We start from the raw sequence: 16,100 nt of genomic DNA, 5'->3' as shown, positions 1-16,100 counted from the left end.
ATCAGGCGACGACGGAGCGGAGCGGGATGCCCGCCGCGCCGAGGTCGCGGACCAGGTCGCGGACGAACGGGTGCTCGTCGGCGGGCAGTCCGTCGGGGTTCGGGATCGTGACGTAGGACGAGCCGTCCGCGGACGCGGTCAGCGCCGTGTCCGTGTAGCGCTCGACCACCGCCTGGGTCCGCGCGAGGTCGGCGTCGGCCACCTGGATGACGATCGGCCGCCACTCCCCGCCGAGGTTCGGCGGCTCCTGCGCCGTCGCGGCGGCGCTGCGCAGCGCGTCCGGGGCCGCGGCGGTCCGCTGCTTGGCCTGCGGCTGCGGCGCGCCCGCCGGGTACAGCAGCGCGTTGGCGAGGAGGTGGATGCCGTTCTCGTTGTACGCCCGGAACAGCGGGTTGTAGGCGAACAGCACGGCGTGTCCCGCGCCGGTCGGCTCGTCGACGAGAGAGGTCGTGCCCTTGAGCGCCTCGGCGCCCACGGTGTAGCCGTTGGACCAGAACGTGTCATCCGAGGGGTAGGTGAGCACGTTCGCCCCGGTCTGGCTGGGGTTGAGGATCGGGTCGCCGTTGTTGAACTGGAAGTCCTCCGCCGGTCGGCCGAGCGACACCGGGCTGTCCTGGGCCACGTCCACCCGGAAGTGCGAGCCGATGACCTGGTAGCCGGTCGGCTTGGCCTTCTCGGTCGTGGAGGTGAGGCCGGCGGCCCTGGCGACCCGGGTGCCCTCGTTGCGCAGCCCGACGTACGTGCCGCCCGCGGCCACCCACTGCCTGAGGTTGGCCAGGCCCTGCGCGGTCAGCCCGCCGTTGGCGCTGCTGCCGTCCGGGACGAGCAGGACGGACCGCTCGGTGAAGGCCGGGGTGTTGTCGTTGATGTCGGCCGTGGTCACCGGCGTGAGCCCGAGGCCCCATCGGTCGCCGAGCACGTAGCGGGCCTCGCCGTAGGAGCCGGAGGTGGTGGAGACGCCGGTGCCGGCGAAAAGGCCGACGTCGGGCGTGCGCAGCGCGGTTCCGGAGGCCGGGGCGGCGCCGCCCTCGACCGTCACGCCCAGCGAGCGGGCGAGCTTGTCCAGCTCGCCGCGGTTCATCGCGGTGGCGGCCAGGCTGACGACCCCGGTCCGCGCGTCACGCGTGAGCGGCACGCCCGCGCCGAGCAGCCGGAAGGTCAGCTCGGACGCGGCGGCCGAGTCCATCGGGTAGGAGTACGACCCGCCCCGGGGCGCGGCGGCGGCCACCCCGCCGTCGACGTCCTTGACGAGGTCGGCCTTCGGCGACAGCTTGTCACCGGTGGAGATGGTGTCGACGCCCGCGAGCAGCGGGTTGCTCCACGAGGAGACGTCGTAGAAGTAGGGGAACGGGACGTACGGGTCCTCGCCCATGACGGCCTGGATCCAGTGCTTCTGCGGCTGGTCCATCGGGATCCAGTAGGCCCCCTCGGGGACCGTCACGTCACTGGCCGTCCGGCCGCCGAAGACCCGCGCGGAGGGCACCTTCACCGGCTTTTTCACCCGGTAGACCTCGACGTCCATGCGGCGCAGCCGCTCGACCAGCCGGCGCACGTCGCCGAGCTGCCGGTCGGGCAGCAGGAAGTACGACCGGATCGCGATGTCGGGCACCGGGAACCGGACGGTGTTCGCCGGCTGGACGACCTCGTTCGGCTCCAGGGCGCCGGCGGCCCCCTCGGCGAGCGCGGTCTGCCAGATCGAGTAGTAGCCGTTCAGGACCTCGCGCCTGTTGTCGGCGGCCCAGCCGGTCGTCGCCCACTGGGTGTTGAACTGCTGCTGCACCCGGTCCTCGACCGCCGACGAGCTGCCCTTCTCGAACGTCATGCCGGCGGCGCCGAAGCCCGCCGCCGGGACGCTGTCGCCGTAGCCCATGTAGAACAGGTCGTACGTCGCGTAGTTGAAGTAGCACTCGGTGGTGACCGCGTCGCCGCAGGCGCCGTTGTAGCCGAAGCCCGCCGCGTTCGCCGCGCCGATCCGGTTGATCCAGTTCACCGGCTGGTCGGCGATCTCGTGGTGGATCGGGTCGGCGTTGGGCGGGAAGAAGTACTGCCGCCCGCCCATCTCGTGCGCGTCGACGAAGACCTGCGGCGGATACCGGCGCAGCATTTCGAGCTTGCCGTCGGTCTCCGGCTGGGTGCGGGCGAACCAGTCCCGGTTGAGGTCGAAGCCGTACTCGTTCGTCCTGCGGCTCGCGTCGCGGCCGTCCGGGTTCTGGGTCGGCATGATGACCGTGACCAGGTTGTCGTTGCGCTTCGCGACGTCGCAGGACAGGCCACTCGCCAGCTCGTACAGGGTCTTGAGCGCGGCGTCGGCGCCGCTCTTCTCGCCGCCGTGCACGTTGCCGGCGATCCAGACCACGGCGGGCGAGTCCTCGGCGATGCGCGCCGCCTTGTCGGCCCGCAGCGACCTCGGGTCACGCAGCGAGCGGATCTGGTCCGCGATCTTCTTGAGCTGACCGGGGACCATGTTGTGGGAGTCGGACACGATGGCGTACGGCAGGTCCTGGCCGGTCACGCTGTGCGCCACGGTGCCCGTGACCACGCGGTCCGAGGCCCCTCCCACGGCTTCGACGTACTTGCCGATCTCTTCGGTCGTGAGCACCCGGGGCTGTCCCTTGCCCAGCGGGAAGCCGAAGAACTGCTCAGGGGCCGGCACCGCGCCCAGGTGGGCGTCCGGGTCGGTGTTGCACCGTCCGGGTGCCTTGTGCGGGTCGACCGGGCCGGCCTGCGCGGGGGACGCGGGCGTCAGGGTGAGCGCCGCCGACACCAGTAGCGCGGCGCCGAGCGCCATGCCGTAGGGGGATCTTCCGCACAACGTGGTGCGTAACCGCATCTCGCCTCCAGGCGGGGGGACGGGGTGACGTCTCGGGGAGAGCACCCGTCCGGGAAACGACAAAGTCCCTACGGACAGTATTAGAAGTGAATAAATCGGACAAGCTGCGGCGAAACATAACCATACGTGAATGGAAACTGTGAGCAATGACGTTTCCGCAAGTGAATGCGGCAGCGGCCGACCGAATCACCCTTCCATAACGTCCGATAACAACTGCGCATCGAGTTCGCCCGCCACGGAGGCGGTCCCCGTCCGCCGTCACGGCCTGCGAGTTTCACCACCGGCGCACGGTGTCGTGAGATCGAAGACAGACGGCCGCGTACCGGCCTGTGGGACCATTCAGGGGGTTTCGAGGAGGACAGGGTGGACGAGGAGCGTCGGGTCGCGGGCAGGTACCACCTGCTCGAACCGATCGGCCGCGGAGGCATGGGCGTGGTCTGGCGTGCCCACGACGACCTGCTCGACCGCACCGTCGCTGTGAAAGAGGTGCTCTACCACCCCACCTCCGAAGAGGACAGCGAGACGTTCACCCGGCGCACCATCCGCGAGGCCCGGGCGGCGGGCCGCATCGACCACCCGAACGTCGTCGTCGTCCATGACGTGATCGAGGAGGACGGCCGCCCCTGGATCGTGATGCAACTCGTGCAGTCGCGGTCGCTGGGCGAGGTGCTGCGCGACCAGGGCGCCCTCCCGCCCGGCCGGGTCGCCGCGATCGGGCTGCAGGTGCTCGACGCGCTGTGCACCGCGCACGCCGCGGGAGTGTTGCACCGGGACGTTAAACCGGAGAACGTGCTGCTCAGCGGGGAGACCCGGGTGGTGCTGACCGACTTCGGCATCGCGACGATGCCGGAGGAGACCGGACTGACCATGACCGGCGGCATCACCGGCACCCCCGCGTTCATACCGCCCGAGCGGCTGAACGGTGACCCCGCGACCCCCGAGTCCGACCTGTGGTCCCTCGGCGCGACGCTGTACGCGGCGGTCGAGGGCAGGACCCCCTTCGAGCGCAACTCCCCCGTGGCCACGATGGCGGCCATCCTGCACGACGACCCCGCCCCGCCCCGGCGGGCGGGCGCCCTGACGCCGGTGCTCGAAGGCCTGCTGCGCAAGGACCCGGCCCGGCGCATCGGCGCGGCCGAGGCCGCCGCCCTGCTCAACGCCGCCGTCGCGGCCACCCCTAATCCTCTGGCGAACCGGCCCGACCCGGGCCCCTGGAGCGGCTCCCCGTCCGGGCCGCCCCAGCCGGGGCAGCCCGGCCCCTGGAGCCAGAGCCCGGCCGGCCCCCCGCAGCCGTACGGCGCTTCCCAGTCGTACGGCGGCTCGCACCAGGCCGGTGGCCCGCAGCCGTACGGCGGCCCACCGCAGTCCGGCGGCTCCGCCTCCTGGCCGGGGGCCACCGGCCACCCGGGACCGACGGGCCCCGGCGGACCCGCCGTCCCGCCGGGAGGCCACCCCCGCGCGTATCCCGCACCGGGTGCGCGCCCTCCGGGGCACGGCTCCGCTGCCAAGGTGACCCTGTTCGTCCTGTTACCGCTGCTGCTCGTGATCGTCGTCGCCGGCGGTTGGTACGGCTACAACTCGCTGGCCGGCGGCGGGACCCTCGCCGAGGACCCCGTACCCGCGAGAACCGATCCCACCTTGGGCTCCGATCACACGTCGGGGGACACCGAGCCGAGCGCCTCCGGCGAGCCGTCCGCGCTCCCGTCCGAGCCGACGCAGCAGCCGGCAGAGGATCCCACGGAGAAGCCGACGGAGGAGCCCTCGGAGGAGCCGTCGCCGAAGTCCCCCACGCCGACGGCGGCCACGGTGCCCAAGGGGTGGAAGACCCACCACGACCCGCTCGGCTTCGCGATCGCCCTGCCCTCCCGCTGGGTCCCGTTCCACAGGGAGGCCACCCGGGTGCGCTTCCACGACCCCGGCGGGCGGGACTACCTACAGGTCGACTTCACCCCCTGGGAGACCACGGACCCGGTGGCCGCCCTGCGCACGGTCGAGGCGACCTCGACCAAGAAGGGCTACCTGCGCGGCTACGAGCGCATTGGACTGACGGCCAGGAAATACCTCGGTGTTCCCGCCGCGGACTGGGAGTTCACCCACACGACCGACGCCGGCAAGGTGCGGGTGCTCGACCGCGCCTTCAGGCTCGACGACGGCCGCTGCGTCGCTCTCTACTGGCAGGTCGCCGACTCCCGGTGGACCTCCGGTTTGTCGTATTTCAACGCCTTCGCTCGCACCTTCCAGCCTTGATAACGATTTGATGAAGATCCGCAGGTCGAGAAGGATTTTGCCCCAGAACAGTAACGATGTCGCATGCGTTCGCCCACGAGGGGTAGCGCGACAATCATGGCTGAAGCGCAGACCTCCGAACGTGTCGTGGCAGGACGCTATCGCCTGATCAAGCCGCTGGGACGGGGCGGCATGGGCACCGTGTGGCGCGCCGTCGACCAGGTGCTCGAACGAGAGGTCGCCGTCAAGGAGCTGCTCGCGTCGGCCGAGCTCACCGGTCCGGAGCGGGAGGTCTTCACCATCAGGACCTTCCGCGAGGCCAGGGCCGCCGGGCGGTTGAGCCATCCGAGCGTGGCGGCAGTGTACGACGCCTTCGAGGAGAACGGCTACCCCTGGATCGTCCTCGAACTGATCCCGTCCCGGACGCTGGGATCGGTCATCCGCGAGGAGGGCCCCCTGCCGCCGCGGCGGGTGGCGGAGATCGGATCCCAGGTGCTGGCCGCGCTACGCGTCGCCCACGCGAACGGGGTGCTGCATCGGGACGTGAAACCCGACAACGTGCTGCTCGCCGACGACGGCCGGGTCGTGCTGACGGACTTCGGCATCGCCGCGATGGAGGACGACTCGCCGGTCACCCGCACCGGCATGCTGATCGGCACCCCGGCGTTCATCGCTCCGGAGCGGGCGGCGGGACAGCAGGCGCAGCGGGCGTCGGACCTGTGGTCGCTCGGAGTGACGCTGTTCCTGGCCGTCGAGGGGCGCTCGCCGTTCCACCGCGGTCACGCGCTGGCGACACTGGCCGCGGTCATGTACGAGGAGGCCGGCCCACTGCACAATGCCGGACCGCTGGCACCGGTGATCGAGGGTCTGCTCATCAAGGACCCGGCCCGCAGGATGACCGCGGACTACGCGGCCCAGCACCTGCACGCCGTGGCCAGCGGGCAGGTGACCGATTCGGTCGTGCCGCGCCCGCGACAGCCGCCCCGGCTCGCCCGGCTGATGCCCATCTTCGACACCGCGCCTTCGGAGCCCGTGTCCGCGCCCGTGCCCATACCCTTCGGCGAGGGCACCCCGACGCCGGTCCGGGTGCCCGCGCCCGTACCGGTGGGCGGACGCCGCAGGCCCTGGGCCCTGGCGGCGGGTTCCGGGGCACTCGTCGCGTTCGTCGGGCTGGTGGCCGGCGCCGTCGCGTTCACCACCGCCAGGCTTCCGGCCGACCCGAGGGGGACCGCCGTGGTGAGCACGCCTACGGTGACGGTCTTCGCGACGAAGACCGCCGAACCCCGGGCCACCGAACCCAGGACCGCCGAGGCCGGCAAGCGGACCGAGAGCCGCGACGTGAGCAGGACGGCCACCCAGCCGGTGACGAATACCGGGAGCGGCGCCGCGGGCGGGCACCGTATGGAGGAACGCGGCAGGCCAACGGACAGGTCCGCCGGGAGGCCACCCGGCAAGCCCGGCGGGGGGAAACCCAAGGGCAAGCCCACCGGGGCCGCGTCCAAGGGGGCGGGCAAGCCCAAGAAGTCTCCCCCCGGACAGCAGACAGGCAAGGGGAAGCCCTCCGCGCCCAAGCCCGGGGCCGGCGGCGGAAGCGCCGAGCCGCCCCAGGGCAAGAGTGGGGGCCAGGGAAAAGGCGAGGGCCAGGAGGCCACCACGGACGACCTCGGTGACATTCCCGACGGCTACACCCAGCCGGAGAACGACAGGGATGCCTGACCGCGCCATCACCGCCTGACCACGCCGTCACGGCCTGACCGCGCCATCAGCACCTGGCCGCGCCATCAGCAAGCACCGCAGGACCGCCGCAGGACGGACGCAGCACGGGCGCCGGATGGGATGAATGCCCGGAGCGCGGCGTCAGCCCTCGTCCGCGAGGATCTCCAGCGCGTTGGCCAGGTCTGCGGGGTAGTCGCTGGTGAAGGTCATCCACTCCCCCGTCGCCGGGTGCTCGAACGACAGCGAGGCCGCGTGCAGCCACTGCCGGCCCACTCCGAGGCGGGCGGCGAGGGTGGGGTCGGCGCCGTACAGCAGGTCGCCCACGCACGGGTGCCTGAGCGCGGCCATGTGGACCCGGATCTGGTGGGTCCTGCCGGTCTCCAGCTTGATGTCGAGCAGCGACGCCGCCCGGAACGCCTCGATCGTGTCGTAGTGCGTGACCGAGTCCTTGCCGCCTGCCACCACGGCGAAGCGCCCGTCACCCGCCGGATGCCGGTCGATCGGGGCGTCCACGGTGCCCCGCAGCGGGTCCATGTGCCCCTGCACGAGCGCGCGGTAGCGCTTGTCGACCGTGCGTTCCTTGAACGCCCGCTTGAGGTGCGAGTAGGCCCGCTCGCTCTTGGCGACGACCATGACGCCGGTGGTGTTGGCGTCGAGCCGGTGCACGATGCCCTGCCGCTCGGCCGCGCCGCTGGTGGACACCCGGTGCCCGCCGCCGAGCAGGCCGCCGATCACGGTGGGGCCGGTCCATCCGACGGTCGGGTGCGCCGCCACGCCGATCGGCTTGCTCACCACGACGACGTCGTCGTCCTCGTACAGGATCGCCATGCCCGGCACGGGCTCGGCCACGGGCATCGGCGCGGCGGGCGGCGGCGGGATCGTGACGTCCAGCCACGCCCCGGCGTGGACGCGGTCGGACTTCGCCGGGACGCCGCCGTCGACCAGCACGTCCCCGGAGGCGATCAGTTCGGCCGCGCGGGTGCGGGAGAAGCCGAAAAGCCGGGCCAGGGCGGCGTCGAGGCGCTCGCCCTCCAGGCCGTCCGGCACGGGCAGGCTGCGCTGGTCACCCATCGGCCCGCTCCCCCGCCCGTTCGCCGGCCTGCTTGCCCGACTCGCCCTCCGCGTGGTCCTGCGCACTGTCCTGCGTGTGGTCCTCGACGGACCCGTCCATCTGGCGGGTGCCGTCGATCTGGTAGCCGCGCCAGGCGAGGAACACGGCGAGCACGCCACCGCAGACGATGCCCGAGTCGGCGACGTTGAACACCGGGAACCGGGTGACCGGGAACACCTGGATGAAGTCGACCACGTGCCCCTGGAACGGGGCCGGCCACCGGAAGATGCGGTCGGTCAGGTTGCCGACCGCCCCGCCCAGCAGCAGGCCCAGCGTGATCGCCCAGGGCAGGCTGCGCAGCTTCCGCGCCGTACGGACGATCGCGACGACGACGGCCAGCGCGATCACCGTGAACACGATCGTCATGCCGGTGCCGATGCTGAAGGCGGCCCCGGCGTTGCGGATCACCGTCAGCACCAGCGCGCCGGGCACGACGGTGACAGGCCCCTCGTGCTCCAGGAACTCCACGACGAGGAACTTCGCGACCTGGTCGAGCGCGTACACCACCGCGGCCACGGCGACGAGGAGAGCGATCCTCCGCGCCCGGTCGGGCCGCGCGGGTTCACCGCTCAGCGGCGCTCCTCCCGCTGCTTGCACGCTACGCACAGCGTCGCCCTCGGGAATGCCCGCAGGCGCTCCTTGCCGATCGGCTTGTGGCACGATTCGCACTCTCCGTAAGTCCCTGCCTCGACGCGGGCGATCGCCCGCTCGTTCTGCGCGAGCAGGTCGCGCGCATTCAGGGTAAGGGCGATCTCGCGCTCACGCTCATACGTCTTGGCTCCGGCGTCCGCCGGATCGTCCCCCGCGCCCTGGCTCACATCTCCGGAGGCGAGCTGTTCCTCCGCCCGGGCGATGTCGGCGCGCAACTCCTCGATCTCGTGCCGCAGCCGCTCACAGACTTCGGCGAGCTCCTCTTCGGACCAGACGTCGTCACTGATGGCGGTTCTCGCCGTGCGCGTCGTCATTGCGGGCCTCCCCTTCGCCCAGAACCCTTCGGCCCCGTGGCACCCTTCGAGTGGGTGCGATTCGAGCCCGTCCGGGCAGAATAAGTCGCCGATAACGGATCGGCAACGGACTCGCTGAGGCTTTTACCCCACCCGTAACCGGGTGGCGCCTTCGCGCAGCTCCTCCTCGTCGCCCTCTATTTCGATCGTTTTGTCGTGGGTGGTGCCACCCGGACCCACGCCCCGGGTCCCGGGGCGGCGGCCCACGCGGGGCCGCCTCCGTCGCCGTTTCGCCGGCCACGGCGCCCACCCGCACACCCCCACAACAATCGCGGAGCCTGCGCGTGTTCCTCCCACGTATTCCCGCGACGAGCCGGGTCTCACCCGGGACGTCACCCGCATATCGGGAAGCCCTTCCGGCCGGGTTGCGTTATCGTCATAGTCTGCAAGGTGTTGATGGGGACGAGTACCTCCACATCCGCCCGCTCAGCGACCCGGGGACGGTGCAAGCCCGGGGCGGGCCGTGAAGGGAAGATCACCCCGGAGCCGCCGGAAGAAAGGCCGTCCCGGCCGAGTAGAACCGGCAGCGGAAAGCGAAACGAGAGGGCGTCCGGCACCGGCCGGGCGTCAAGAAGGGTGGTACCGCGGAGCCGTCCGGCGGCTTCGTCCCTTCACGCCATGTCAGCAGGCTGTCACAGCCACCGCGTGGAGGTCCCGCCCGACGATGTCTTCCCACTATTTCCGCTCACTTCCCGCGCAGGTCGACCTGCCGGCCCTCGAGCACGAGGTCCTCGAACGCTGGCGGGACGGGAAGGTCTTCGAGCGCTCGCTGCAGCAGAACGCCGACGGCCCCTCCTGGGTGTTCTTCGAGGGCCCGCCCACGGCGAACGGCATGCCCGGTGTGCACCATGTCGAGGCCCGCGTCTTCAAGGACATCTTCCCCCGCTACAAGTCCATGCGCGGCTACCACGTGCCCCGCAAGGCCGGCTGGGACTGCCACGGCCTGCCCGTCGAGGTCGCCGTCGAGCAGGAACTCGGCCTGTCCGGCAAGCCCGAGATCGAGTCGTACGGCATCGCCGAGTTCAACGCGCGCTGCCGCGAGTCGGTGCTGCGGAACGTCGACGCGTTCGAGGAGATGACCGAGCGGATGGGCTACTGGGTCGACATGTCCCAGGCCTACCGCACCATGGACCCCCAGTACGTCGAGGCCGTCTGGTGGTCGCTCAAGGTCGTCTGGGACAAGGACCTGCTGTTCCGCGACCACCGGATCACGCCGTACTGCCCCCGCTGCGGCACCGGCCTGTCGGACCACGAGCTCGGCCAGCCCGGCGGCTACGAGACCGTCTCCAGCCCGTCGGTGTACGTGCGGATGCCCGTCGTCTCCGGCCCGCTGGCCGAGATGGGCGCCTCGCTGCTGATCTGGACCACCACGCCCTGGACCCTGGTGTCCAACACCGCGGTCGCCGTACACCCCGACGTCACGTACGTCGCGGCCCGGCGCGGCGACGAGGTGCTGGTGGTGGCCGAGCCGCTGCTGCGGCGGGTCCTCGGCGAGGACGCCGAGGTGCTGGCCACCTACCAGGGCTCCGAGCTGGAGCACACCGTCTACCGGCGCCCCTTCGACCTGGTGGACATCGAGGGCGCCCACTACGTCGTGCTCGGCACGTACGTCACGGTCGAGGACGGCACCGGCCTGGTCCACCAGGCCCCCGCCTTCGGCGCCGACGACATGACCGTCTGCAAGCGCTACGGCCTGCCGGTGGTGAACCCGATCGGCCCGGACGGGCGCTTCCTGCCGGACGTGCCGTTCGTGGGCGGTCAGTTCTTCAAGGACGCCGACGAGCCGCTGACGGAGAACCTGCGCGAGCGCGGGCTGCTGTTCCGCGGCGAGCACTTCGAGCACAGCTACCCGCACTGCTGGCGCTGCCACACCCCGCTGCTCTACTACGCGCTCCCGTCCTGGTACATCAGGACCACCGCGATCAAGGACCGGCTCCTCGCCGAGAACGAGCGCACCAACTGGTTCCCCGAGACGATCAAGCACGGCCGGTACGGCGAGTGGCTGCGGGGCAACGTCGACTGGGCGCTGTCGCGGTCCCGCTACTGGGGCACGCCGCTGCCGCTGTGGGTCTGCTCGGAGAACGAGGACCACGTCACCTGCGTCGGCTCGCTGAAGGAGCTGGGTGAGCTGGCGGGCCACGATCTGACCGGCCTCGACCCGCACCGCCCGTTCGTCGACGATGTCACCTTCCCCTGTCCCACGTGTCAGGCCGAGGCGCGCCGGGTGCCCGACGTGATCGACGTCTGGTACGACTCGGGCGCCATGCCGTTCGCCCAGTGGGGCGCGCCGCTGGTGAACAAGGACGTCTTCGAGAGCTCCTTCCCCGGCCAGTTCATCTGCGAGGCGATCGACCAGACCCGCGGCTGGTTCTACTCGATGATGACCGTCGGCACGCTGGTGTTCGACCGGTCGTCGTACGAGAACGTGCTCTGCCTCGGCCTGATCCTCGCCGAGGACGGCCGCAAGATGAGCAAGCACCTGGGCAACGTGCTGCGCCCGATGCCGCTCATGGACCAGCACGGCGCTGACGCCCTGCGCTGGTACATGGCCACCTCCGGGTCCCCCTGGGCGCCCCGGCGGATCGGGCACACCGCGCTGGAGGAGATCGTCCGCAAGGTCCTGCTGACCTACTGGAACACCACGTCGTTCTTCGCGCTCTACGCCAACGCCGAGTCGTGGTCGCCAGCCCGGATGGCCGACGCCCCGGCGTACGCGGAGCGGCCGCTGATCGACCGGTGGGCGCTGGCGGAGCTGCACCGCACGGTGGCCGAGGTCACCGCGTCGTTGGAGGAGTTCGACACCACCCGGGCCGGGCGACGGCTCACCGAGTTCCTGGACGACCTGTCCAACTGGTACGTCCGCCGCTCGCGCCGCCGCTTCTGGTCCGGTGAGGCGTCGGCCTTCGCGACGCTGTACGAGTGCCTGGAGACCGTCACCCGGCTCATGGCCCCGCTCGTGCCGTTCGTCACCGACTACCTCTGGGACGTGCTGCGCGACCCGGACGCCCCGGCCTCGGTGCACCTGGCCACGTGGCCGGAGGTGAACGCGGCGCTGCTCGACCCCGAGCTGTCGGAGCGGATGGCGCTGGTGCGCCGGCTCGTGGAGCTGGGCAGGTCGGCGCGTGCCTCGTCGTCGGTCAAGACCCGCCAGCCGCTCGGCCGGGCCCTGGTCGGCGCCCCCGGCTGGGCCTCGCTCCCCGGCGAGCTGCGCGACCTGATCGCCGACGAGCTCAACGTCCAGCGGCTGGAGGACCTGTCCGGTTTCTCCGCCGACCTGGTGACGTTCACGGTCAAGCCCAACTTCCGCAGCCTCGGCAAGCGGTTCGGCTCGCAGACCAAGCTCGTCGCCGCGGCCGTGTCGGGCGCCGCCCCGGCGGAGCTGGCCCGCGCCCTGCGCTCGGGCGGGCCCGCGACCGTCGAGGCCGGAGAACTTGGCACGGTGGAGCTGGGCGCGGACGACGTGATCGTGACTGAGCAGCCGAAGTCGGGCTGGGCCGTGGAGACCGGCGCGGTGGACACCGGCACCGGCGAGACCGTGGCGCTGGACCTGGCGATCACCGACGAACTGCGCCGGGCCGGCCTGGTCCGTGACGTGATCCGGCTCGTCCAGGAGGCCCGCAAGTCCACCGGCCTGTCCATCACCGACCGCATCCACCTGTGGTGGTCGGCCGGCGGTGAGCTGGCAGCGGCGCTGCGCGAGGGCGGCGACGCCGTCGCCGACGAGGTGCTGGCGGTGAGCCTCGCCGAGGGCGTTCCTGACGAGGACCTGCCGGTCCACGAGGATGCCGACCTGGGCCTGTCCTTCCGCCTCCGCAAGGCCTGATCCCGCGACTGACGGGGCCGGTCACCGACCGGCCCCGTCAGCGTTCCACCGGCGTTCCATCAGCCTTCGGCGTTCCATCGGGGACGGCCACGGCCGCGCCGCGCCGGGGTTGGCGTCCGGCACCGCCTCGGAGACGACAGGAGTGTCGCCCCGCACACCGCGCCGCACAGGCCGGCTACCCGGCCCTCACGCCGCAGAGCGCGTCAACGGTCGTTCTGGCAGACCGAGCAAGGGGTGAGGTTCGCCTCGTCGGCCTCGGCCCGTGTCATGGTCTCGATGCCCGAATCGCCCATTCCGCTGATCAGGGGGCAACCGGCCTCGTGGTAGCGCCGGGTGCCGATCATTACCCGCACCAGCGCGTCCCCGTCCGCGGACGGCTGAGCCGCGTCGGCGGTGCGATCCTCACCGGTCTCGCTTCCCGACCCGCTGCGGTCCTCGCCGTCCCTGCCCGTGCTGGCTGGGCTGCCGGAACCGGACGTGGCCGCCTTTGCGCCGCGGGTCGCCGCGGCGGCGCCGTCACCCTTGCCGGCGCCGTCCTCACGGGCGGAGCCGGTCTTCTCAGCGCTCTTCTTGGCGCTCTTCTCAGCACCGGTCTTCTCAGCACCGGTCTTCTCGGTGCCGGCCTTGTCAGTACCGGCCTTGTCAGTGCCGTTCCCGGAGCCGGTCTTCTCCGCGACGCCCTTGTTCGCGGTGCTCTCGGCGGCGGACGCCGAGCCGGAGGTGGAGCCGGCCGAGGCCGCGGATCCGGCGCGCCCGGATCCGGGGGTCTCTGCCGGCTCCACCGGCTTTCCGGGCCCCGCACGCCGGGGCGTGGGGGCGTCCTCCGGGCGGGACGCCGCCTTCGCGTCCGCCGCGCCGGAGGCGCTCTGGTCGTCACCGGGCTGCTCGTCGTCCGCCCGGGAAGCGGTGGCCTTCGGCAGCGAGGCCGCAGGCGAGCCGGGAGCCTGGTCCACGGCCGTGGATCCATCGGGCTCGCCGTCCCCCGGCGACGAAGTTTCCTTCCCTGCCTCCCCGGTCGCCTTGGACCGGGCGGGGTCCCACGGCAGGGGAACCCTGCCGGGCACGAACCAGTCGTGCTCCGCGGTGTCGGTCAGCGAGTCGTCCGTCTCGTCGTCCGCCTGGTCCGACGCCGATCCTGCCGCCGGCGGAGACCAGGCCGGTGCGGACCATGACGTGGCGGAAGGCCAGGACGGCGCGGAGGATCCGGACGACGATCCCGAAGACGCGGCGGAAGGCGAGGACGGCGGCGTGGCGGACTGCGAGGTGGAGGACGGTGAGGTGGAGGACGGCGGGGTGGAGGGGGACCGCGGCACCGCCGTCCCGGCACCCGACTCCGGCGACGTGCCCCGGCCGAACCAGTTCACCGGCGTGTGCCCGTCGCCCTCGGTCCCGGCATCGGCCTCGGAAGCCGTGTCGCGCGCCGGACCGTCGTGCTCATCGACCTCGCCCGCGTCGGCGGTCTTCCCTGACGTCTTTCCGGACGCCTTCTCCGCCGTCTCACCGGTCTTTTCGCGCGCTACGTCGTCGGACGGCCTGCCGCCGGGGGGCGTGGACGGGGCGGCCGTGGAAGGGCCCGACGCGGGCGGAGCGGCGGCCGGCGACGCACCGGGATCTGAGGCACCGGGAGCGGACGACTGGAGGCCGGACAGTTCGGAGACGGACGACTCGGGCAGGCGCGGCCCCGGGACGCCGGGCTGAGGGAACCGCGCGACGGGCGGCTCTCGATCAGCGGGCGTGGAACGGGACGGTTCCCGGCCGGTCGTGCCGGAGGTTCCGGCCGAAGGCGTAGTGGTCGTCGGAGCTTCCGCGCGCATGCTCTCGTCGCGGGCCGTGTCGTCGCGGGCTGCGTCACCGCGGTGAGGGGTCTTGTCCGGCTCCGCCGTACGGGTGGAGCTCTCGGGGAGACAGGTGGTGCACGGGGTGAAGCCCTCCTCGCGGGCCTCCTCGTGCGTGAGCTCCTCGGTTTCACGCCCGACGAGTTGGCGGCAGGTGGCCAGGTGGAAGCGCTTACGCCCGGGGATCACGAGAACGATCGCGTCGGGGGCGAGGCCGCGGCCGGAACCGGCCGGCGACCGCGTGATCGGTCCCGTCCGCTGGGGCGGGAAGGTCTGTGGGGGCAATGCCCCGTGATGCGTGACCGGCGGTGCCGCCACCATGGGCGTCGCCACCGGATGCGCCGGTGCCCCGACGAGGGCTCCACCGTACGCCCCGCTCACGGCACCGACGTGCGCGAGCTGGGGCACGGACGAACCCTGGGGGGTGGGAGCGGTTCCTTCGGCGGCACGCCCACCGGCGGGGAACAGCTCATGGCGCCTCAGCAGTGCCCCGATCAGCAGACAGACCGCCGACAGCACGCTGACGACGATCGACCACATCACGAGAGGGGGCGTTCCCAGCACGACGCCCGCGATGAGCAGGACGATTGCGGCGAGGACCAGTGCGGCACTGATGAGGATCACGGGGGGTTCTCCGAGCTATCGGGTCCCTGTGAGGACCCGCCACTTCTTACCGGCGGTCGTTGTGGGGGCCGTCGGGTCCGGGGAAGGCGCCGGAGTGCTGCGAGGGCTCCTGACCGAACGGGTTGGGGGCGGCGCCCATCTGCTGGGGGCCGGGTGCGACGGCGTGGGCCATGGCCGGGGCGGCGCCCACGATCGGGAACCCTCCACTGCCCTCACCCGCGACGTTCAGCTCGGCGAGCTGGTTCTCCAGGTACAGCTTGAGACGGCTGCGGTACTCGCGCTCGAAGCTGCGCAGCTCTTCGACCTTGCGCTCCAGCTCGTCACGGGTCTGCACGAGGGTGCCCATGGCCTGGCGGTGCCGCTCCTGGGCGTCGCGCTCCAGCGTCTCCGCGCGCGCGCGAGCGTCGCCGATGATCTGCTCGGCCTGGCGGCGGGCCTTGCCGAGGATGTCGTCGGCCTCACGCCGGGCGCGGGTCACGGTCTCGTCCGCCTCGCGACGGGCGTCGGCGATCGCCTGGTCGGCCGTCTGCTGGGCGAGGGCGAGCACGCGGGCCGCGGTGTCCATGTTGTCCTCGGCGGGCGGCAGACCCATGCCGACGGGCACCGGCTCGGGGCGGGCCGGCTCCGGAGGTTTGATCGGCTCCGGCTGGGGGGCCATCATCTCGGGCTTAGGCTCTGCCACGGGAGCGGGCGCCATCTGCATGGAGCCGGGCATGCCCATGCCCCCGGGAACCTTGCCCCTGAGGCACTCGGCCAGCTTCGCGCGGAGTTCCTCGTTCTCCTGGATGAGGCGGTCCAGTTCGGCCTCGACCTCGTCGAGGAACGCGTCGACCTCCTCCTCGTCGTACCCCGGCCTCAGCCGGGTGGTACTGAACTGCTTGTTCCGCACATCAGCGGGCGTCAACGGCATTTGGGTCTCCTTGGCGCGCTT

The 16,100-nt window shown here is 71.9% G+C and carries 9 protein-coding genes; 3 read left to right on the top strand and 6 right to left on the bottom strand.

Going from position 1 to position 16,100, the window contains the following annotated elements; genetic code table 11:
- Position 1: 1 nt before the first annotated feature.
- Positions 2–2,830 (bottom strand): M14 family zinc carboxypeptidase, encoded by a 2,829-nt coding sequence (locus FLX07_RS06835; RefSeq protein WP_208762100.1) that lies wholly within the window; start codon positions 2,828–2,830, stop codon positions 2–4.
- A 363-nt stretch (positions 2,831–3,193) separates the two neighbouring features.
- Between FLX07_RS06835 and FLX07_RS06830 the strand changes: the two genes are divergently transcribed.
- Positions 3,194–5,077: a serine/threonine-protein kinase gene (locus FLX07_RS06830; protein ID WP_142568638.1), complete on the top strand. Its 1,884-nt coding sequence runs from the start codon at positions 3,194–3,196 to the stop codon at positions 5,075–5,077.
- A 96-nt stretch (positions 5,078–5,173) separates the two neighbouring features.
- Positions 5,174–6,772, top strand: coding sequence for a serine/threonine-protein kinase (locus FLX07_RS36910; protein ID WP_208762099.1), 1,599 nt, complete (start codon positions 5,174–5,176; stop codon positions 6,770–6,772).
- Positions 6,773–6,913: 141 nt separating this feature from the next.
- Here FLX07_RS36910 and FLX07_RS06820 read toward each other — a convergent pair whose 3' ends face one another.
- Genes FLX07_RS06820 through FLX07_RS06810 form a run of 3 tightly spaced genes read right to left on the bottom strand, consistent with a single transcriptional unit; the run spans position 6,914 to position 8,848 of the window.
- Positions 6,914–7,843: an RluA family pseudouridine synthase gene (locus FLX07_RS06820; RefSeq protein ID WP_142568636.1), complete on the bottom strand. Its 930-nt coding sequence runs from the start codon at positions 7,841–7,843 to the stop codon at positions 6,914–6,916.
- Positions 7,836–8,480 (bottom strand): signal peptidase II, encoded by a 645-nt coding sequence (gene lspA, locus FLX07_RS06815; protein WP_317984464.1) that lies wholly within the window; start codon positions 8,478–8,480, stop codon positions 7,836–7,838. The genes FLX07_RS06820 and lspA overlap by 8 nt, the downstream gene beginning before the upstream one ends.
- Positions 8,453–8,848, bottom strand: a complete 396-nt coding sequence (locus tag FLX07_RS06810; RefSeq protein ID WP_142568633.1) for a TraR/DksA family transcriptional regulator — start codon at positions 8,846–8,848, stop codon at positions 8,453–8,455. The genes lspA and FLX07_RS06810 overlap by 28 nt, the downstream gene beginning before the upstream one ends.
- Positions 8,849–9,551: 703 nt before the next feature.
- Here FLX07_RS06810 and ileS point away from each other — a divergent pair.
- On the top strand, positions 9,552–12,710 hold the full coding sequence (gene ileS / locus FLX07_RS06800) for an isoleucine--tRNA ligase (RefSeq protein ID WP_142568629.1): 3,159 nt from the start codon (positions 9,552–9,554) through the stop codon (positions 12,708–12,710).
- Between the two features lie 203 nt (positions 12,711–12,913).
- On the opposite strand, the gene FLX07_RS06795 is transcribed toward ileS, so the two are convergent.
- Both FLX07_RS06795 and FLX07_RS06790 read right to left on the bottom strand, forming a co-directional pair.
- Complete coding sequence (locus FLX07_RS06795; protein ID WP_142568627.1) at positions 12,914–15,169, bottom strand: hypothetical protein; 2,256 nt, start codon at positions 15,167–15,169, stop codon at positions 12,914–12,916.
- 46 nt (positions 15,170–15,215) lie between these two features.
- Positions 15,216–16,079, bottom strand: a complete 864-nt coding sequence (locus FLX07_RS06790; protein WP_142568625.1) for a DivIVA domain-containing protein — start codon at positions 16,077–16,079, stop codon at positions 15,216–15,218.
- Positions 16,080–16,100 lie beyond the last annotated feature (21 nt).

This window comes from Microbispora bryophytorum, from assembly GCF_006874465.1.
Taxonomy (GTDB): Bacteria; Actinomycetota; Actinomycetes; order Streptosporangiales; family Streptosporangiaceae; genus Microbispora; species Microbispora bryophytorum.
Note: the sequence above shows the minus strand (reverse complement) of the source record. Positions and strands in the feature narration are given on the sequence as shown.

Excerpts from the sequence above, each read along its gene's own strand:
- ileS (WP_142568629.1), top strand. The coding sequence starts at position 9,552 with ATGTCTTCCCACTATTTCCGCTCACTTCCCGCGCAGGTCGACCTGCCG.
- FLX07_RS06820 (WP_142568636.1), bottom strand. The coding sequence starts at position 7,843 with ATGGGTGACCAGCGCAGCCTGCCCGTGCCGGACGGCCTGGAGGGCGAG.
- FLX07_RS06790 (WP_142568625.1), bottom strand. The coding sequence starts at position 16,079 with ATGCCGTTGACGCCCGCTGATGTGCGGAACAAGCAGTTCAGTACCACC.
- FLX07_RS36910 (WP_208762099.1), top strand. The coding sequence starts at position 5,174 with ATGGCTGAAGCGCAGACCTCCGAACGTGTCGTGGCAGGACGCTATCGC.
- FLX07_RS06810 (WP_142568633.1), bottom strand. The coding sequence starts at position 8,848 with ATGACGACGCGCACGGCGAGAACCGCCATCAGTGACGACGTCTGGTCC.
- FLX07_RS06835 (WP_208762100.1), bottom strand. The coding sequence starts at position 2,830 with ATGCGGTTACGCACCACGTTGTGCGGAAGATCCCCCTACGGCATGGCG.